This window comes from Actinomadura luteofluorescens, from assembly GCF_013409365.1.
GTDB lineage: Bacteria > Actinomycetota > Actinomycetes > Streptosporangiales > Streptosporangiaceae > Spirillospora > Spirillospora luteofluorescens.
In genome coordinates, this window is the sequence record NZ_JACCBA010000001.1 from 2,984,237 (window position 1) to 3,003,549 (window position 19,313).

Here is a 19,313-nt window from a genome sequence, read left to right on the forward strand (position 1 = left end):
CGGCTCAGCCGTTCCAGACCATCAGGGCGAGGATCACCAGCCAGATCAGCGCGACGACGCCTGACATGGCCGCCAGCCGCCCCCGCTCCACCTGGGCGATCTCGCCTGTGTCGGCCGCCGGTCCCGCGGCGGGGGCCTCGGCCTCCGTAGCGCCGCCCACGGCCTCTCCGGTCTCCCCGGGCTCCTCGGGCTCCTCGGGCTCCTTGGCCTCCTTGGCCGCGGCGGGACGGACCGGGACCGCCGCGGGGGCCGCCTCGGCCGCCGCGACCTCCAGCAGATGCACCGCCTTGCGCTGGTCGCGCTCGACGATCAGCAGCAGCACCAGCGCGACGACGAACAGCGTCATCGACACCGTCAGCCACACCTCGGCGAGATCGCCCTTGGCCAGCCCGAGCCCGATCAGGAAGATCCCCAGCGTGCCGATCCCGTAGATCTGGGTGGTCCGGTGGAGGTAACGCACCACCACGACATTGCGCTTGCGGATGTAGCGGGGGGTGGACATCGTGGCCGCGGTCAGCGGCCCCAGCGTGAAGATCGCGAACCCGATGTGGAGAAGGAGCAGGATGCGGTCCGAAGTCGACATGAGCCGACCATAGCCCGCACCGCCCCGACCCTCACCGCAACCACGCGACGACCCCGCCGAGCGACCTCAGCCGACGCCGCAACCACGCGACGACCTCAATGGCCGCGATCGCGTCCGAAGGCAGGTTCGAGCGTGCGAGAACCTGATCGCGCAGCGAGCCGCCAGGCGAGCCGGAGCGATGCCAGCGATCGCCCGCGGTGCCCGACGATGGAGGGCCGCCAGGCCCGAAGGAGGAGAGCGCCGCCATAGGCACGGCTGGCGGCCATGTCCGGGGTCGTCGCGCTGATCTGGCTGGTGATCCTCGTCCTGATGGTCTGGAACGGCTGAGCCGGCCCTACTCCCCGGGGTTCAAGCGCTTTTTGAGCCAAGCCAGGATCGTCGGGTAGACGCCCTCGTCGCCGAGCATGTCGGAGGCGTGCATGTCGCCCTCGATGGTCTTGACGGTCGCCGGGACCCCGGCGGCGCGCAGCGCGGTCGCCAGGCCGGTGCTCTGGGTGACCGGGACGAAGTCGCCGGTGGCGTGCATCAGCAGCATCGGGGCGTCGTCGGCGGAGACGTGCGTGACGGTGCTGGCGTCGTCCAGCTTCGTCCAGCAGTCCGGGGCGGCGGCCGCACCGGGCACGCAGTGGACGAGGTCGACCACGGCCCGCCGCAGCTTGCGCTCGGTGAACGAGGCGCCCGGCTTCGCGCCGTCCTGGAAGGCCAGGAAGGGGTTGTTCGGCGGCGACAGCGCGATCACGCCGCGGACCTGGCGGGTGCCCGCCCCGAGCGTGCCGAGCTGCGTCGCGAGGTGCCCGCCGGCCGACGAGCCCATGACCGCGATGCGGTTCGGGTCGACGTTCCAGACCTGGGCGTGCTTCTTGACGAAGTCGAGGGCCGCCATGGCGTCGTCGCGCTGGGCGGGCCACTGCGCCTTGGGCGCGAGCCGGTAGTTGGCCGACAGGACGACGAAGCCCTGGTCGGTCAGCCGGCGCGCGAAGTACTTCCAGCCGCCGCCCTTGTCGCCCTCCAGCCAGTAGCCGCCGTGCAGGAGCAGGACGGCCGGGCGCGGCGTGGCGCGCGGCCCCGGCTTGCGCCAGTAGGCGTCGATCTTCTGGGCGGGGAGCTTGCCGTAGGCGTAGGTGCGGAACCGCGGGAGCTGCGGCGTCACCATCACCGCCTGCGCGGTGACGGTGCCCTCCGGCTCCCCGTCCGTGCCGGCCGGGCCGCCCTCCGTCGGCGTCGCGGACGGCGCCGCCGGCGACCCGGTGCCGGGGGCCCCGGTCTCCGGCGCGCCGGACGGGGTCCCCTCCGTCGGCTCGGACGGGACGGACGGAACGGACACGCTCGGCGTCGGCGCCGGCTCGTTCGCGTGGGCTCCCACGGGAACGGTCACGGCGGAGACACACGTAGCGGCGAACGCCGCCCCACAGACCAGTACTTTGCGCACCCCGGGCCCTTTCTTCACGAACCTGGCGCGCTGAGTATAGATGTTTTGATCAAGTCCGGTGGGGAACGGTCAGGTGATTCTCAGGTGAGCGCCTGCTCCAGGTCGCGGATCAGGTCGGCGGCGTCCTCGATGCCGACCGACAGTCGCACCAGGTCGGAGGGCACTTCCAGCGGCGATCCGGCCGCCGAGGCGTGCGTCATCCGGCCCGGGTGCTCGATCAGCGACTCGACGCCGCCGAGGGACTCGCCGAGCGTGAACAGCTTCGTGCGCTCGCAGACCCGGACGGCGGCCTCCTCCGACTCCATCCGGAACGAGACCATGCCGCCGAACGCCTTCATCTGCTTGGCCGCGACCTCGTGGCCCGGGTGGTCCGGCAGCCCCGGGTAGAGCACCTGCCGGACGGACGGGTGCCGCGTCAGCAGGTCCACGACCCGCTCCGCGTTGGCGCAGTGCCGGTCCATCCGCACGCCGAGCGTCTTGATCCCGCGCAGGGTGAGCCAGGCGTCGAACGGGCCCGCGACGGCGCCCATGGCGTTCTGGTGGAAAGCCAGCCGCTCCCCGAGGTCGGCGTCCGCGGCGACGAGCGCGCCCCCGACGACGTCGGAGTGCCCGCCGATGTACTTGGTGGTGGAGTGGACGACGACGTCCGCGCCGAGCTCCAGCGGCCGCTGGAGGTAGGGGGAGGCGAAGGTGTTGTCGACGGCCAGCAGCGCCCCCGCGTCCCGGGCGACGGCGGCGAGGGCCGCGATGTCGGCGATGCCGAGCAGCGGGTTGGTGGGCGTCTCCACCCAGATGATCTTCGTGTCGGGGCGCACGGCCGCCCGCACCGCGGCGATGTCGCCGAGCGGCACCGGGTCGAACTCGACGCCCCACGGCTGGGCGACCTTCGCGAACAGCCGGTACGTGCCGCCGTAGGCGTCGTTCGGGACGATCACATGGGAGCCGGGCCTGCAGACCGTGCGCAGCAGCGCGTCCTCGGCGGCGAGCCCGGAGGCGAACGCCAGCCCGCGCGCACCGCCCTCCGTCTCGGCCAGGCATACCTCCAGCGCGGTACGCGTCGGGTTGGCCGATCGGGAGTACTCGTAGCCGCCGCGCAGCCCCCCGATGCCGTCCTGCTTGTACGTCGAGACCTGGTAGATCGGCGGGACGACCGCGCCGGTGGCCGGGTCGGGCTCCTGCCCGGCGTGGATGGCCAGGGTCTCGAACCCCCGTTGAACCTCGTTGTCCATGGGTACGAGGCTATCCACTCCCCGCCCCTCCTAGAGGAGGAGAGGCTCCCCCGGAGGTATCACCCCGCATTTCGGCGCTGCGGGTGACCCCCGCACGGTGTCCGGTCTCTACTGTTTTACAGGTATCCCTACGACCGTGAATTTAAGGAAGCCCCATGTTCGCTCGGCTCGCGCGCTTCGTCGTGAGACACCCGTGGTGGACGATCGTGGCCTGGCTCGTGGCCGCGGTTCTCATCATCGCCCTCTCCCCCAAGCTCACCACCGAGTCCGACCAGGGCGACTTCCTGCCCTCGAAGTACGAGTCGGTGCAGGCGCTCAAGATCGCCGAAAAGGCGTTCCCGCAGCAGGAGGACACCTCCTCGCTGATCGTGGTGAAGCGGACCAACGGCCAGGCGCTGACGGCGCAGGACACCGCCAAGGTGAACGAGGCCGCCAAGTCCCTCAACGCCAAGAAGCCGCCGACCGTCCTCGGCTTCGCCACCGGCCCGCAGGCCGTGGCCCCCAACAAGGCCGTCCAGGTGATCATGGTGCCGATGAAGGGCACCTCGATGGACGACAGCAAGAAGCAGGGAGAGGCGGTCAAGCAGATCCGCAAGGACCTGCCCACCCTGCTGAAGGGCAGCGGGATGGAGGCCAAGGTCGGCGGTGACGTCGCCGGCTTCGTCGACAACGAGGACTCCTTCAACAAGTCCTTCGAGATCGTCGGCATCGCCACCTTCGTGCTGATCATCGGCCTGATCCTGCTGATCTTCCGGGCCCCGCTGGCGGCGATCCTGCCGATCGTCGTCATCACCGTGACCATGCAGGTCGCGATGGGCCTGATCGGCGCGGCCTCGAAGATCTTCGGGTTCTCCGGCGACGACAGCCTCAGCACCATCATCCTGATCGTGCTCTTCGGCATCGGCGCCGACTACTACCTGTTCCTGATGTTCCGGTTCCGCGAGCGGCTGCGGGCCGGCGACGACAAGAAGACCGCGATGATCACCGCGGTGGAGCGGGTCGGCGAGGTCATCTCGTCCGCCGCCGCCGCCATCGCCGTGACGTTCCTGGTCCTGCTGCTCGCGACGTTCGGCGTCTTCAGCGCCTGGGGCCCGTCCCTGGCCATCGCCGTCGTCGTGATGGGCATCACCTCGCTGACGCTGTTCCCCGCGCTCGTCTCGCTGCTCGGCACCGCCGTCTTCTGGCCGTCCAAGGCGTGGAAGAAGCAGCCGAAGGGCCGGTTCTCCACGGCCATCGGCCGGGGCGTCGGCAAGCGCCCCGCCCTCGCCGCGGCGGCGTCCGGGCTCGTCCTGGTCGTGCTGGCGCTCGGCACCCTCGGGTTCAAGGCCGACTACGACTTCGCGGCCGGCTTCCCGCAGGACACCGAGTCCGCCCAGGCGACCAAGGACATGGAGAAGGGCTTCCCGCCCGGTCTGACCACCCCGGTCCAGGTGTTCATCAAGAGCCAGAACGGGCAGCCGGTCAGCCAGCAGCAGCTCCAGACGTTCAGCAAGGACGTCGAGAACGCGCCGGGCGTCGGCAAGGTGCAGCCTCCCGTCCCCGGCCAGGACAAGACCGTGGCCCGGGTCGACCTGGTGCTGAAGCTCAACCCGGCGTCCAACAAGGCGATCAGCCTGGTCAAGGACGACCTGACGCCCGCCGTGCACAAGGCGGCGCCGGAGGGCACCCGCGCCTACGTCGGCGGGCCGACGGCGATCTTCTCCGACATCAACACGGTCAACAACCGCGACCTGTCGGTGATCCTGCCGGTGGCGGCGGTGCTGATCGCGCTGATCCTGGCGCTGCTGCTGAGGTCGGTGGTCGCGCCGCTCTACCTGGTGGTGGCCGTCCTGCTCGGCTTCGCGGCCACGCTCGGCTCCGCCGTGTACGTCTTCCAGGGCGCGATGGGCGAGGCCGGCGTCACCTTCCAGCTGCCGATCGTCCTCTACCTGTTCGTGCTGGCCATCGGGACGGACTACAACATCCTGATGACGGCGCGGCTGCGCGAGGAGGCCAAGGAGGGCCACGAGCCGCGCAAGGCCGCGGCCCTGGCCGTCCAGCACGGCGGCCCGACGGTCGCCGCGGCGGGCCTCATCCTGGCCGGCACGTTCTCGGTGATGATGCTCGCGCCGGTCTCGATGCTCCAGCAGATGGGCTTCTCGGTGGCGATCGGCATCGCGCTGTCGGCCTTCGTGATGTCCACCTTCCTGGTGCCGGGCCTCACCGCGATGCTGGGCCACCGGGCCTGGTGGCCGGGCCACGGCGACGAGCCGAAGAAGCAGCCGCGGCCGAACGACACGCGGGAGGACTTCGCCCCGTCCGGGTACCGCGGCTAGCCGCGGCGCCCCCGAGACGTCGGGTTGCGGGGGCCGGCCCATAACGCCGCCCACCGGCCGGGCCCCGCAACCCGACATTTGAACGGACGAGCGCCTGGAGATCACCGATCTCCAGGCGCTCGTCCGTTCGCGCTCGCCGCGGGTCAGCCCGTGGCGTCGGACAGGAAGGCCAGCAGGTCCTGGCGGGTGATGAGGCCCTTGGGCTTGCCGTCCACGAGGACGACGGCGGCGCCGGACTTCTCCAGGACGCCGACGGCCTTGCTGACCGGCTCGCCGGAGCCGAGCGTCGGCAGCGGCGCCGCCATGTGCGCCTCGACCGGCTCGGTCATCTTGGCCTGGCCCTTCACCATGATGTCGAGCAGGTCGGTCTCCCCGACCGAGCCGACCACCTCGGCCGCCATGACCGGCGGCTCCTCCTTCATCACCGGCAGCTGCGACACCTCGTACTCGCGCATGATGGCGATCGCGGTCTGCACGGTCTCGTGCGGGTGGACGTGCACGAACTCGGGCAGCGTGCCGCCCTTGCGGGTGAGCACCTCGCCGACCCGCGCCTCCTCGGTGGAGGGGGTGAGGAAGCCGTAGTCCGCCATCCAGCTGTCGTTGAAGATCTTGCCGAGGTAGCCGCGGCCGCCGTCGGGCAGCAGCACCACGATCACCGCGTCCGGATCGGTGCGCTCGGCCACGCGCAGCGCGGCGACGACGGCCATCCCGCAGGACCCGCCGACGAGCAGCGCCTCCTCGCGGGCGAGGCGGCGGGTCATGGTGAAGGAGTCCTTGTCGGACACCGCGATGACCTCGTCGCAGATGTCGCGGTCGTAGGTCTCGGGCCAGATGTCCTCGCCGACGCCCTCGGTGAGGTAGGGGCGGCCGCTGCCGCCGGAGTAGACCGAGCCCTCCGGGTCGGCGCCGACGATCCGGACCCGCCCGCCGGAGACCTCCTTGAGGTACCGGCCGACGCCGCTGATCGTGCCGCCGGTGCCGATGCCCGTGACGAAGTGCGTGATGCGGCCGTCGGTCTGCTCCCACAGCTCCGGCCCGGTCGTCTCGTAGTGCGACCGCGGGTTCTGCGGGTTGGTGTACTGGTTCGGCTTCCACGCGTCGGGGATCTCGGTCACGAGGCGGTCCGAGACCGAGTAGTAGGAGTCGGGGTGCTCGGGGTTCACCGCCGTCGGGCAGACGACCACCTCGGCGCCGTACGCGCGCAGCACGTCGATCTTGTCCTTGCCGACCTTGTCGGGGCAGACGAAGACGCAGCGGTAGCCGCGCTCCTGCGCGACGATGGCGAGCCCGACCCCGGTGTTGCCGGACGTCGGCTCGACGATCGTCCCGCCCGGGCGCAGCGCGCCGGACTTCTCGGCGGCGTCGATCATGCGGACCGCGATGCGGTCCTTCACCGACCCACCGGGATTGAAGTACTCCACCTTGGCGAGCACCTGCGGTGCCCGGCCGCCGCCCACGCCGGCGGTCACCTTGCGCAGCCGAACGAGCGGGGTGTTGCCCATCAGTTCGACGAGCGAGTCGTGTACGTGCACCGCGACATCCTTGTCGTTCAGTGTGTTGATCCTGAGGTTGCGTCCCTGTTCCGCCGCCGGTCACGCGCGCGAACCGGCGCAGGGACCGGAAGGTTTCCCGTTCCCGACGGTAGCCGAGATCGGCCACCGCAGGTATCGCGACCCTTGCGCGCGGGTAGGAACTTATTCACGGAGGGTCAGCGCAGCATGTGGAGAGCATTCACCGCCCGCCGCATCGCGGCCGCCGCCGCCTACGGCGGAGGAGGCATCACCGCGCTCGGCGGCATCACGTTCGGCCTGCTGCTGATGCAGGCCAGGCTCGCCCGCAGGACCATCCTCGCACGCCCGAACGGCGACCCGCCGATCGCCGACGGGCTGTACGGCGGGACGCGCGACGGCGAACCGCTCTCGCTCGTCATGCTGGGCGACTCCACCGCCGCCGGGCTCGGCGTGCACACCCCGGACGAGACGCCCGCGGCGCTGCTGGCGACCGGGCTGTCGGCGATCGCGGGACGTCCCGTCCGGCTGACGAACGTGGCCCGCTCCGGTTCCCGCTCCCAGGCGCTCGGCGGGCAGGTCGACCGGGCCCTGCAGACCCGTCCCGACGTCGCCGTCATCATGATCGGCGCCAACGACGTGACGGGGCGGGTCCCGGCCGCCGAGTCCGTCCGCCACCTCGCCCGCGCGGTGGAGCGGCTGCGCGGCGCCGGCGGCGAGGTCGTCGTCGGCACCTGCCCCGACCTCGGCTCCGTCAAGTCGCTGATGCCGCCGCTGCGCTGGTTCGCGCGGCGGGCGAGCCGGCAGCTCGCCGCCGCCCAGACGATCGCCGTCGTCGAGCGCGGCGGCCGCTCGGTGTCGCTCGGCGACCTGCTCGGCCACGAGTTCGCCGCCGACCCCCTGGCGATGTTCAGCGAGGACCGCTACCACCCCTCCGCCCGCGGCTACGCCGCCGCGGCGGCCGCCGTGCTGCCGTCGATGGCGTCCGCGCTCGACCTGGGCCACGACCTGTCCGCGCACCTGACGGCGGACGTCCTCCCCGTCTACCTCGCGGCCGCCGAGGCCGCCGAGCGGGCCGGCACGGAGGTCAGCGGCGCGTCGGTCGCCGGGCACGACCGCGGCCCCCGGGGCCGCTGGGCCACGCTGCGGCGTCCCCCGCTGCGCCGTCCTCCGCTGCGCCTGCCCTGGCGCCACTCGGAGCCGGGGCCCGCCCGGTCACCGGTGGCGGGCCCCGGCCGTCCGGGGCTCCGGCCGGCCCTGCGCCCGCACTGGCGGTGGCCTGACCGGTGGCGTCGGTCCCACCCTCGGGTGCCGGACGTCCCGGGCACATGGGGCGGCGGTCACCAGGCCACCGGGACCCCGCCCAGGTGAGCGCGGTAAGCCCGCACTTATTGGACGCGCCGTCCATCAGCTCCGGGGGGCGGCGTGTACGCCGCGGGGGCCCAGCGGCTAGATTGCTGGTGACCGGTGAGTAACACCGTTGGCCGCTGAGAAGGAGACCCGCACATGCCCGAGGCAGTCATCGTCGCAACCGCGCGCTCGCCGATCGGGCGCGCCTTCAAGGGGTCGCTCAAGGACATCCGGCCCGACGACCTCACCGCCCAGATGATCACGGCCGCGATGGCGAAGGTCCCGCAGCTGGACCCGGGCCAGATCGACGACCTGCTGCTCGGCTGCGGCCTGCCCGGCGGCGAGCAGGGCTACAACATGGCGCGCGTGGTGTCGGTCCTGCTGGGCTGGGACAACGTGCCCGGCGCCACCATCACCCGGTACTGCTCGTCCTCGCTCCAGACGACGCGGATGGCGCTGCACGCGATCCGCGCCGGTGAGGCCGACGTCATCGTCTCGGCGGGCGTCGAGACCGTCAGCCGGTTCTCCAAGGGCAGCAGCGACGGCCTGCCCGACACGCAGAACCCGCTGTTCGCCGACGCGCAGGGCCGCACCGCCAAGGCCGGCGAGGGCGGCGCCGCCGCGTGGCACGACCCGCGCGAGGACGGCGCGCTGCCCGACATCTACATCGCGATGGGGCAGACCGCCGAGAACGTGGCGGCCCTGCGCGGCGTGTCCCGGCAGGCGCAGGACGAGTTCGGCGTCCGGTCGCAGAACCTCGCCGAGAAGGCCCTCGCCAACGGGTTCTGGGAGAAGGACATCACCCCGGTGACGCTGCCGGACGGCTCCGTCGTGGCCAGGGACGACGGCCCCCGTCCCGGCACCACCTACGAGAAGGTGTCGCAGCTCCAGCCGGTGTTCCGCCCGGACGGGACGGTCACCGCCGGCAACTGCTGCCCGCTGAACGACGGCGCCGCCGCGGTCGTGGTCATGAGCGACACCAAGGCCGCCGAGCTCGGCATCACCCCGCTGGCCCGCGTCGTGTCGACCGGCGTCACCGGCCTGTCCCCCGAGATCATGGGCCTCGGCCCGGTGGAGGCGTCCCGCAGGGCCCTCGCCAAGGCCGGGATGACGATCGACGACATCGACCTGGTCGAGATCAACGAGGCGTTCGCGGCGCAGGTGCTGCCGTCCGCCGAGGAGCTCGGCATCGACCACGACAAGCTGAACGTCAACGGCGGCGCCATCGCGGTCGGTCACCCCTTCGGCATGACGGGCGCGCGGATCACCTCCACGCTCCTCAACGGCCTCCGGTTCCACGACAAGCAGTTCGGTCTGGAGACCATGTGCGTGGGCGGCGGCCAGGGCATGGCCATGGTCCTGGAGCGCCTCTCCTAGAGGTAAGCCCGGTCTTACCTGGGGAAACGGAACCCAGACCTGCGCACGGTGGCCCGCGCGGAACCGCCCTCGGGCGGCTCCACGCGGGCCACCTGCGCGTTTCCGGGGATCATCTCCGTTACGGACGATCTACGTAACGCAATAGATAGGTCCCCGTTAGGGGGTTGTCACATGCGGAGAGGTGTTGCAGAGTCGGCAGGAAGAGCCCCGCGACCTGGAGGTGCCAATTGTCACTGAACCACTCGCCGGAAACGCACAGCAAGCTGATAGCCCGCATTCCGCAAGTCACCGGACGTGACATCCCCGAGTGGTTCACCACGATCGAGAACGGGCCCTCGTTCACGCGCTGCGAGGAACGCAGCACCTGGCTGGCCGAGGAGCACAACCTCTCCCACGGCTACGCCGCGGCCCTGGTCCGCGAGCACGAGCGCACGCGCCGCGCCCGCCACTACTGAGCACGCGCCTCCTCCGGGAGGGCGCGCCCGTCGAACTTCATAACGAACGTTGCGGGATCCCGCCAGAGGATGCCCCCGCCGTCGTGCCGCTGCGCGCCACGACCTTGGCGCAGAGATCCCGCACAGATCAGCCCCACGCCGTCCCGGCGCGGGGCTGATCATCGCGTGGGCGCTAGTCGCGCCCGGAGAAGTAGCTGAGCAGCCGCAGGATCTCCAGGTAGATCCACACCAGGCTCAGGACCAGCCCGAACGCGCAGTACCAGGCGAACTTCTCGGGCGCGCCGGTCCGGACCCCGGTCTCGACGGCGTCGAAGTCGAGCAGCAGGAAGAAGCAGCCGACGAGGATCGCGGCGACGCTGAAGACGTAGGCGAGCGGGCTGCCGGGGTCGCGGATCCCGATCCCGTGGTCGCCGCCGAACAGGTGCACCACCAGGTTGACGATCATCAACCCGATCAGCGCGAGCCCGGCGGCCATGACGAACCGGGCGAACTTGGGCGTGACCCGCACGATGCGGAGCGCGTAGACGGCGAGGGTGGCGCCGAAGGCCAGCGCCGTCCCGACCACCGCCTGGAAGACCACGCCGTGGTAGATGTCGTTGTAGGAGTGGCTGATGAGGCCGACGACGACGCCGTAGACCGCGGCGAACGCCAGCACGGTCGCCGCGTTCGCCTTGCGGCCGAACGCGATGAACGCCCAGATGCCGATCTCGGCGATGAGCGCCACGACCAGCACGGGCGCGGCGAGCGAGGTGGGCACGAGCGCCCACGCCAGCGCCGCCGTGATCATCAAGGTCACGAGCGTGAGGAACCCGCGGACGACGACGTCGTCCATGGTCATCGGCCGGGTGGCGGCCGGCGCGTATCCGGGCGCGGCGTACGCGGCCCCTCCGTAGGGCTGCGCGCCGTACCCTCCGGCCCGCTGGTCGAAGGCGTTCCCCCGGAACGCGGGGTTTCTGCTCTCCATCAGGTCTCCACTTCGGCCGACGTGACCCCCCACTCTAAACCGCGTTCCCCCCACTTGATCAGCCCGAAACCCGCCACACCAGCCACGCACCCACCTAACCCCAGCAGCAAAGGCGAAGCCGAGCCCCAGCGGACACGCACAGACCCCCCGCCAGCAAAGGCGAAGCCGAGCCCCAGCGGGGAAACGCACCCACATCAGCCCCCGCGACCGCGAAGGCGAAGCCGAGCCCGCGACCGCGAAGGCGAAGCCGAGCCCGCGACCGCGAAGGCGAAGCCGAGCCCGCGCGAGGGCGAAGCCCGAGCATCGGGGGTTCCAGGGGGTCGCCCCCCTGGGCAGACACTGCGAGCCCCCGCGAAGCCGATCCAAAGATCGGCGAGCAGGGTTGGCTGCACGTGCCCCTGGTCGGACTCGAACCGACACACTGGCTCTTTTAGGGAGCCCGCCTCTGCCGTTGGGCTACAGGGGCGGCGTCATCATATCGAGTCAGTGGTTGTCATCGCCGTCCTCAGGGGCCGTGAGAGTGGAGCTCCTGCGGCCGGGTTCGGCCAGTGGAACGGTCCGGCCGGTCAAGGACGGTTGTCAGATGTCGTGCTTGCGGCCGGCGGCGAGCTCGAACTCCTGGCGGGGCCATTCGAGTTCTCCCAGCGAGACGATCTCGCGGCGGAAGAACGCGGCGAGGGTCCAGTCCATGGTGATGCGGAACTTGCGGTTGACGGTCGGCATCCGCGACAGGTGGTAGGTGCGGTGCATGAACCAGGCGGGGAGGCCGCGGAGCTTGAGCCCGTAGACGTTGGCGACGCCCTTGTGCAGGCCGAGGCCGGCGACCGAGCCGACGTAGGCGTGCACGTACGGTTTGCGGGGTTTGCCGCGCAGGTCCGCCACGATGTTGTCGGCGAGGCGCTTGGCCTGGCGGACGGCGTGCTGGGCGTTGGGGGCGGTGAAGTCTCCGGTGTCGGTGAGGTCGGGGACGGCGGCGTTGTCGCCGGCGGCGTAGACGCCGTCGAGTCCTTCGACGGTGAGTTCGGCGGTGGTCCTGATGCGGCTCTTGTCGTCGAGGGGGAGGTCGCTGTCCTTGACGACGGGGTGGGGTTTCACGCCGGCCGTCCAGACGAGGGTGCCGGCTTCGAACTCCTCGCCGTCGCTCAGCACGATGCGGCGTTTCTCGGCGGACTTCAGCAGCGTCCTCATCTTGATCTCGATGCCGCGGCGGCGCAGGGCCTCGGCGGTCCAGCGGCCCATCTCGGGGCCGACCTCGGGGAGGATGCGGTCGGTGGCCTCGACCATCATCCAGCGCATCTCCTTCTCGTCGATGGTCGGGTACCAGCGGCAGGCGTCGCGGGCCATGTCCTCCAGTTCGGCCATGGCTTCGACGCCCGCGAATCCGGCGCCGACGAAGACGAAGGTGAGGGCGCGTCTGCGGACGGTCTCGTTGTCCGGGTTGGACGCGGCGATGTCGAGCTGGTGCAGGACGTGGTTGCGCAGGAAGATCGCCTCTTCGACGGTCTTGAAGCCGATCCCGCATTCGGCGAGGCCCGGGATGGGCAGGGTCCGCGAGATGGAGCCGAGGCTGACCACGAGCAGGTCGTATTCCACGTCCCGTTCCGGGACGCCGGCGGTGTGGGCGCCGGCAGGCCGGATGGTGACCCGTCTGGAGGCGTTGTCGATCCGCGTCACGAACCCGTTGACGACGCGGCAGCGGTTCAGGACCTTGCGCAGCGGCGCGACGACGTGGCGGGGCTCCAGGTTCCCCGCGGCCGCCTCGGGCAGGAACGGCTGGTAGGTCATGTAGGACTGCGGGTCGATGACGGTGACGGCGACCTCGCCGCGGCGGAGTTCGCCGCGCAGCCTCTTCTGCAGGCGCAGGGCCGTGTACATCCCGACGTATCCGCCGCCGACGATCACGATCTGTTTCGTGCACTGGATTGGCATATCCGGAGCGATACCCGCTTCTGTCGCGGGCTCACGTCTTGGGGGGAGGTGCGAACTTCCTCGCCGCGCCCGACATCTCATCCGATGTTCCACCAGAAAGGGAGACTGCGAGGTCAGGGCCCGACGGGGGCGCCAAGCGGTCGCGGGCGGCGGATCGGTGCAGGGGCCGGTCCGCCGCGCCACGGCCGCTTGGCCAAGGCCCTGCCTCGCGGTCAGACTCCTGGTGGGGACAGCTCTCATTGGGGGATGCGATGCCACGAGTCATCTGGGGGACATTCGCCGTCGCGGCCGTCACCGCTCTCGCGGGGTGCGGCGGGGGCAGCTCCAACGCCGGGCGCACGTCGTCCGGAGGGGACGGTCCGACGGCGCAGTCCGGTGGAACGAGCTCCAGCCCGTCCGGTCCGGCGACGGGTGGTGGGAGGACCCCTGCCGTCAGTCCCGGAAGCGGGGGAAGCGCGCAGGAGCCGCGCTGCACCACGGGAATGCTCGCCGCGTCACTCAGCGGTCTCGACGCGGGCGCGGGCAACCGCTACGTGACGCTCACGCTGACCAACAAGTCCGGGAAGCACTGCCGGACCGGCGGCTGGGCGGGACTCCAGCTCTCCGGCGCGGCCGGGCGGATCCCCACCAAGGTCTTCCGCGAGGGGACGGCGCGCACGATCGTGATCCCCAACGGCGGCCGCGCCTACGCGCGGCTGCACTGGGCGGTCGTCCCCGCCGACGACGAGACGGGGACGACCTGCGAGCCCGTGGCGGACACCCTGAAGGTGATCCCGCCGAACCAGACCGAGGCCGTGAGCGCGATGTGGAAGTACGGGCCGGTCTGCCAGCACGGCGAGATCCGGCTGACGCCTCTCGCGACGACTCCTCCGGCCTAGTGGTGGTCGCGGGCGCGGACGAAGACCGCGTCCAGCATGTCCTCGGTGACCCGGCCGGTGAAGGTGTTCTGCTGGCTCGGGTGGTAGCAGCCCAGCAGCAGGACGGGGTCGCGCCGGGCCGCCGACGGCGGTGGCACCAGCTCGGCCTCGGCGCCGTGGCCGAACTTGGGCCGGGGGCGCGGCACCGCGTACCCGGCCTGCTTCAGCGCGGGCCACACCCCCTGCCAGGCGAACCCGCCGAGGCACACCACGCACCGGACGCTCGGGGCGACCTGCTCGACCTCGCGCGCGAGCCACGGCAGGCAGGTCGTCCGCTCCAGGGGCGTCGGCTTGTTGTCGGGCGGGGCGCAGCGGACGGTCGCCGCCATCCGCGCGCCGATCAGCCGCTGCCCGTCGCCCGCGTGGACGCTGGTCGGCCGGGCCGCCAGCCCGACCCGGTGCAGGGACGCGAACAGCCAGTCGCCCGAGCGGTCGCCGGTGAAGATCCGGCCGGTGCGGTTGCCTCCGTGCGCGGCCGGGGCCAGCCCGACGATCAGGATGCGCGGCCGCTCGTCGCCCCATCCGGCGACGGGGCGGCCCCAGTACCGCTCGTCGGCGAACGCCCGGCGGCGCTGGACGGCGACCTTCTCCCGCCACTCCACGAGCCGGTCGCAGGCGCGGCACACCGACTGGCGGGCGCACAGCTCGTGCAGATCCGGCGCCCCGGCGGCCAGCTCGGCGACGTCGCCGGCGTCGCGGGCGACGGGGGTCGCGGGGCCGGCGGGGTCTTCAGGCCACCCTGACCCGGGCGGCACGAACGGAGGGTTGGCGGGCGGCATACCACCGATCGTCCCACGCCACGGCCGGTGGCCGGGTTCCGCCCATGGCCGGTGGGAGGCGGGTCCGGTCGGTACGATGCGTTCGCCGGTCGGGGAGGCGGGTGTCCCGGCACGCGCGTTGGGCGAAGCGGGAGGCAGGAGTGTCGCAACCGGGCTGGTACCCCGACCCGTACGGCACGGGCAGCCTGCGCTGGTGGGACGGGGCGAACTGGACCGAGCGGCTGAACCCCGAGCCCGACCGCCCGCCCCGGCTCCCGCGCCGGGAGCAGCGGCAGGACACCGGGCCCGGCGGGACGCGCCACGCGGCCCCGCACGTGCCGACCTGGGACCGCGCTCCGTCCGTCCCCTCCCTCGACGTGAACGTGCGCGGCCTGCACCTGCACGCCGACGACCAGGGCGTCGCCTACGGGAACGCCTCGCTCACCTGGCCGCGCGTGGAGTGGGTGGCGTACTGGGCGGCGGAGCGGCCGGCCGGCCACGGCCACGCCGCCGGGGCCCAGTGGATCTTCCAGGCGGGGCGGTACCCGTTCCGCGGCGGTCCCCGGGTGGAGGTGGTGATCGAGGCGGGCGCGCTGCCGGGCCGCCCGCCGGGGCCGGACGGCGAGCCGGAGCGCGTCTGGGGCGGGCTGATCCAGCTCTGCCAGGAGTACGCGGAGCCGCGGCTCGTCGAGGAGCTGGCCGGCCGCGTCCGCGCGGGCGAGTCGGTCGACGTGGCGCAGGGACTGACCGTCCATCCGGGCGGTGTGCGCGGCAACCGGGTGTCGCTGAGCTGGTCGTCGATCTCCGCGGCGACCGTCGACCGGGGCCGGGTCTGGATCCAGCAGGCCGGCAGCACCGCGCCGATCCTCTACGTCCCGCAGCAGAACCCGAACGCCGTGCTGATCCCCGCACTACTGGCGCGACTCAAGCACCAGGGCTAGAGCCGGGCCCGACCGTCCCGAAGCGGCCTAGGCCACGCGCGCGAACGCGTGACCTGGCCGGTGGAGCAAAGCCGAAGGCGAGCGAAACCGGGCAGATCGCGAAGCGATGCCGCGTTCGCCCAGGCCAGGTCACGCAGCGAGCCGCTAGGCGAGCGAAGTGGGCCTGGACTGAATTAGCACAACGACCAGGCGATGCCGTCGAGGATGTCGTGCTCACTGACGACGACGGCCCCGAACCCGTACTCGCGCATGATCCGGTCGAGGATGAGCGCGCCCGCGCCGATCACGTCGACGCGGCCGGGGTGCATGACGCCGAACTCGGCGCGCTCGGCGCGGGTGGCGTGCAGCAGCCGCCGGGTCACCTCGTGCACCTGGCCGGCGGTGATCCGCGCCAGGTGGATGCGGTCGGGCTCGTAGCGCGGCAGGTCGAGCGCGATGCCGGCGACCGTGGTGACGGATCCGGCGAGCCCCACGAGGGTGCGGGCCTCGTCCACCGGGACGGCCTCCCGGACGGTGGCGAGCGCGGTGTCGATGTCGGCGGCGGCGTTGGAGATCTGCTCGGGCGAGGGCGGGTCGTCCCTCAGGTGCCGCTCGGTCATCCGCACGCAGCCGATGTCGATGGAGCGGGCCGCGTCCGCCGAGGAGCTGCCGAGCACGATCTCGGTGGACCCGCCGCCGATGTCGACGACGAGGTAGGGGCGGGCGGGGCGCAGTTTCGCCAGCTCGCGGGTGGCGCCGGTGAACGACAGCCCGGCCTCCTCGTCCCCGCTGATCACCTCGGGGACGACGCCGAAGATGTCGACGACGCCGCTGACGAAGTCGGCCCGGTTGGCGGCGTCGCGGGTCGCGCTGGTCGCGACCACGCGGGTCTTGACCGGCCCGTGCCCGTCGCCGTGCCGCTCGATCAGCTCGGCGTACCCGCGCATCGCGGTGAAGGTGCGCTCCAGCGCGGCGGGCGAGAGCCGCCCGGTCTGGTCGACGCCCTCCCCGAGCCGGACGATCTCCATCCGCCGTTCGACGTCGGTCAGGGTGCCGCCGCCCTCGCCGTCGCCGCCTCCGGCCGTGATGTCGGCGATCAGCAGGCGGACCGAGTTGGTCCCGCAGTCGATGGCCGCGACGCGCGTCACCGCGCCTCCCCGGGTTCAGGTTCCGATTCGACAGGTTCCACGGATTCGCTCTGGACGCAGGGCCCCGAGCGCCACCAGTCGGGCAGCGCGTCCAGGGCCTCGCGGCCGAACGGGTTGACGCCCGGCACGGCCATCTCGTGCGCGACGAGGGCGTGCAGGCACTTGACGCGCTCCGGCATACCGCCGGCGCTCTGCATGCCCTCGGGAAGCGGTTCGACGCCGTCCTCGCGGGCGGCCTCGTCGCGGCGGCGCAGGTAGTCGTCGTGGGCGGCGGCGTACTTCGCCGCCAGGGACGGGTCGTCGGCGAGCCTGGCCTGCATGTCGCGCATGACGCCGCTCCCCTCCAGGGTCCCGATGGCCGAGGCCGCCTTCGGGCACGTCAGGTAGAACAGCGTGGGGAAGGGCGTCCCGTCCGGGAGCCGCGGCGCCGTCTCGATCACGGCGGGCAGCCCGCAGGGGCAGCGCCCCGCCACACGGCGGACGCCGCGCGGCTCGCGCCCGAGCTGGGCCGCGACCGCGGCCGTGTCACCTGCATCGATCATGTATCCACCCGCGGATCCGGGGATCCGTTCTCCTCGGCGCCTCAAGGAACGTCAGCGGGGCCTGTCGGCGGCCTCCACCGACCGCCACAGCGTCTCGTACCAGGGCGGCCTGCTCTCCGTTCCGCCCCTGCGAGACTGCTGCCCGTCCCCTTCACCGCCGTCCAGGACGATGTAACACTTCACGTCAGGACGACAGTAATGGAGCCGCCGCGTCGCCTCACGCTCAATGTACGACTTGTCGCCCAGCTGTTGCTTGCGTTGGGCGAGGATCTCGACGTGGCGGCGGGACACCGCCTCCTGCCGGCGCAGGTCGGCGATCTCCTTGCGCTGGGCGATGTACTCCCGGACAGGGTAGGCGAGGCTCAGCGCGATCGCGCACATCACGACCGCGAGGATGGCGGCGCGGCTCGTCAGCGCCGGGTTCGAGCGGCGGCTCCGGCCGCCCCGCGCCCCGTGCTCGCCGCGGTCGGTCTCGTGGTCGTCGCCCTGCGCCATCGTGTCCCCTGCCTGTGGCTCGGCTGCCGGAACCCGGTCGCCCGGCGGGACGGGACGCCGCCCCGCCGGGTCACGCGGCTCAGCCCTGCGCGTCGAAGCGCGGGAACGCGGCGGCGCCGGCGTAGCGCGCGGCGTCGTCCAGCAGCTCCTCGATGCGCAGCAGCTGGTTGTACTTGGCGACCCGGTCGCTGCGGGCGGGGGCGCCGGTCTTGATCTGGCCGCAGTTGGTCGCGACGGCGAGGTCGGCGATCGTGGTGTCCTCGGTCTCGCCGGACCGGTGGCTCATCATGCAGCGGTAGCCGCTGGTCTGCGCGAGCGAGACGGCGTCGAGGGTCTCGCTGAGGGTGCCGATCTGGTTGACCTTGACCAGCAGGGCGTTGGCGGCGCCGGACTTGATGCCGCGGCCGAGCCGCTCGGGGTTGGTGACGAACAGGTCGTCGCCGACGAGCTGGACGCGGTCGCCGACGGCGGCGGTGAGGCCCTCCCAGCCGGCCCAGTCCTCCTCGTCGAGGGGGTCCTCGATGGAGACGAGCGGGTAGTCGCCGAGCAGCTCGGCGTAGTAGGCGGCCATGTCGTCGGCGGACCGCTTGGTGCCCTCGAACGCGTACTGGCCGTCGGCGTGGAACTCGGTGGCGGCGACGTCGAGCGCGAGGGCGATGTCGCGGCCGGGGGTGAAGCCGGCCTTGCGGATCGCCTCCAGGATGAGGTCGAGGGCGTCCCGGTTGCTCGGCAGGTCGGGGGCGAAGCCGCCCTCGTCGCCGAGGCCGGTGTTCAGGCCCTTGGACTTCAGCACCGACTTCAGCGCGTGGTAGGTCTCGGCGCCCCAGCGGACCGCCTCGGCGAAGGTGGCCGCGCCGATCGGCGCGATCATGAACTCCTGGACGTCGACGTTGGTGTCGGCGTGCGCGCCGCCGTTCAGGATGTTCATCATCGGGACGGGCAGCAGGTGCGCGTTCGGGCCGCCCACGTACCGGAACAGCGGCAGGCCGGCGGAGTCGGCGGCGGCCTTGGCGACGGCGAGGCTGACGCCGAGGATGGCGTTGGCGCCGAGCGCGGACTTGGCGGGGGTGCCGTCGAGGTCGATCAGCAGCTGGTCGATCAGGCGCTGGTCGGAGGCGGGGTAGCCGACGAGCTTCTCGTCGATGGTCTCGTTGACGGCCTTGACGGCCTTGCGGACGCCCTTGCCGCCGTAGCGCTCGCCCCCGTCGCGCAGCTCGACCGCCTCGAACTGGCCGGTGGAGGCGCCGCTCGGGACCGCCGCGTGCGCCTCGGTCCCATCGGCGAGCAGCACCTCGACCTCGACGGTCGGGTTGCCGCGGGAGTCAAGGATCTCCCGGGCGATTACGGCCTCGATCGACGACACGGGGAACCCCCTGATGGTGCGGATGGTCGGT

17 protein-coding genes and 1 tRNA gene are annotated in these 19,313 nt (G+C 72.0%); 6 read left to right on the forward strand and 12 right to left on the reverse strand.

What is annotated here, in order from left to right:
• Positions 1-4: 4 nt before the first annotated feature.
• The 3 genes from BJY14_RS13745 to BJY14_RS13755 form a co-directional block, all read right to left on the reverse strand.
• Positions 5-583 (reverse strand): hypothetical protein, encoded by a 579-nt coding sequence (locus BJY14_RS13745; protein ID WP_179843980.1) that lies wholly within the window; start codon positions 581-583, stop codon positions 5-7.
• 334 nt (positions 584-917) lie between these two features.
• Entirely contained in the window at positions 918-1,958 is a 1,041-nt protein-coding gene (locus BJY14_RS13750) for an alpha/beta hydrolase (RefSeq protein WP_312879197.1), read from the reverse strand.
• Between the two features lie 134 nt (positions 1,959-2,092).
• A complete protein-coding gene (locus BJY14_RS13755) occupies positions 2,093-3,241 on the reverse strand; it encodes a cystathionine gamma-synthase (RefSeq protein ID WP_179843981.1) in 1,149 nt (382 codons plus the stop codon).
• A 155-nt stretch (positions 3,242-3,396) separates the two neighbouring features.
• Between BJY14_RS13755 and BJY14_RS13760 the strand changes: the two genes are divergently transcribed.
• Complete coding sequence (locus BJY14_RS13760) at positions 3,397-5,556, forward strand: MMPL family transporter (RefSeq protein ID WP_179843982.1); 2,160 nt, start codon at positions 3,397-3,399, stop codon at positions 5,554-5,556.
• A 143-nt stretch (positions 5,557-5,699) separates the two neighbouring features.
• Here BJY14_RS13760 and BJY14_RS13765 read toward each other — a convergent pair whose 3' ends face one another.
• The gene (locus tag BJY14_RS13765) at positions 5,700-7,088 is read right to left on the reverse strand and encodes a cystathionine beta-synthase (RefSeq protein ID WP_179843983.1); all 1,389 of its coding nucleotides are present in this window, start codon (positions 7,086-7,088) and stop codon (positions 5,700-5,702) included.
• A 186-nt stretch (positions 7,089-7,274) separates the two neighbouring features.
• Between BJY14_RS13765 and BJY14_RS13770 the strand changes: the two genes are divergently transcribed.
• From BJY14_RS13770 to BJY14_RS13780, 3 genes are all read left to right on the forward strand, one after another.
• Complete coding sequence (locus BJY14_RS13770) at positions 7,275-8,435, forward strand: SGNH/GDSL hydrolase family protein (protein WP_179843984.1); 1,161 nt, start codon at positions 7,275-7,277, stop codon at positions 8,433-8,435.
• A 135-nt stretch (positions 8,436-8,570) separates the two neighbouring features.
• A complete protein-coding gene (locus BJY14_RS13775; RefSeq protein ID WP_179843985.1) occupies positions 8,571-9,791 on the forward strand; it encodes an acetyl-CoA C-acetyltransferase in 1,221 nt (406 codons plus the stop codon).
• A 227-nt stretch (positions 9,792-10,018) separates the two neighbouring features.
• Complete coding sequence (locus BJY14_RS13780) at positions 10,019-10,246, forward strand: DUF4287 domain-containing protein (protein WP_179843986.1); 228 nt, start codon at positions 10,019-10,021, stop codon at positions 10,244-10,246.
• Positions 10,247-10,418: 172 nt separating this feature from the next.
• Here the strand turns inward: BJY14_RS13780 and BJY14_RS13785 are convergent, their stop codons facing one another.
• From BJY14_RS13785 to BJY14_RS13795, 3 genes are all read right to left on the reverse strand, one after another.
• On the reverse strand, positions 10,419-11,210 hold the full coding sequence (locus BJY14_RS13785; protein WP_179843987.1) for a Bax inhibitor-1/YccA family protein: 792 nt from the start codon (positions 11,208-11,210) through the stop codon (positions 10,419-10,421).
• A gap of 393 nt (positions 11,211-11,603) precedes the next feature.
• A tRNA-Leu gene (locus BJY14_RS13790) sits at positions 11,604-11,676 on the reverse strand.
• A gap of 113 nt (positions 11,677-11,789) precedes the next feature.
• Complete coding sequence (locus tag BJY14_RS13795) at positions 11,790-13,139, reverse strand: NAD(P)/FAD-dependent oxidoreductase (protein WP_179843988.1); 1,350 nt, start codon at positions 13,137-13,139, stop codon at positions 11,790-11,792.
• Between the two features lie 482 nt (positions 13,140-13,621).
• Here BJY14_RS13795 and BJY14_RS13800 point away from each other — a divergent pair, with 482 nt between their 5' ends.
• Positions 13,622-14,017: a DUF4232 domain-containing protein gene (locus tag BJY14_RS13800; protein WP_179843989.1), complete on the forward strand. Its 396-nt coding sequence runs from the start codon at positions 13,622-13,624 to the stop codon at positions 14,015-14,017.
• Here the strand turns inward: BJY14_RS13800 and BJY14_RS13805 are convergent.
• Complete coding sequence (locus BJY14_RS13805) at positions 14,014-14,835, reverse strand: uracil-DNA glycosylase (RefSeq protein WP_179843990.1); 822 nt, start codon at positions 14,833-14,835, stop codon at positions 14,014-14,016. The two genes, BJY14_RS13800 and BJY14_RS13805, sit on opposite strands and share 4 nt — an antisense overlap.
• A gap of 140 nt (positions 14,836-14,975) precedes the next feature.
• Between BJY14_RS13805 and BJY14_RS44415 the strand changes: the two genes are divergently transcribed.
• Positions 14,976-15,755 (forward strand): DUF2510 domain-containing protein, encoded by a 780-nt coding sequence (locus BJY14_RS44415; protein ID WP_218905350.1) that lies wholly within the window; start codon positions 14,976-14,978, stop codon positions 15,753-15,755.
• A gap of 173 nt (positions 15,756-15,928) precedes the next feature.
• On the opposite strand, the gene BJY14_RS13815 is transcribed toward BJY14_RS44415, so the two are convergent.
• The 4 genes from BJY14_RS13815 to eno form a co-directional block, all read right to left on the reverse strand.
• Positions 15,929-16,882, reverse strand: coding sequence for a Ppx/GppA phosphatase family protein (locus BJY14_RS13815; RefSeq protein WP_179843991.1), 954 nt, complete (start codon positions 16,880-16,882; stop codon positions 15,929-15,931).
• The gene (locus tag BJY14_RS13820; protein WP_179843992.1) at positions 16,879-17,424 is read right to left on the reverse strand and encodes a DUF501 domain-containing protein; all 546 of its coding nucleotides are present in this window, start codon (positions 17,422-17,424) and stop codon (positions 16,879-16,881) included. Before BJY14_RS13820 ends, BJY14_RS13815 begins: the two co-directional genes overlap by 4 nt.
• Positions 17,425-17,475: 51 nt before the next feature.
• On the reverse strand, positions 17,476-17,919 hold the full coding sequence (locus BJY14_RS13825; protein WP_179843993.1) for an FtsB family cell division protein: 444 nt from the start codon (positions 17,917-17,919) through the stop codon (positions 17,476-17,478).
• A 79-nt stretch (positions 17,920-17,998) separates the two neighbouring features.
• Entirely contained in the window at positions 17,999-19,282 is a 1,284-nt protein-coding gene (eno, locus tag BJY14_RS13830; protein ID WP_179849359.1) for a phosphopyruvate hydratase, read from the reverse strand.
• Positions 19,283-19,313: the final 31 nt, after the last annotated feature.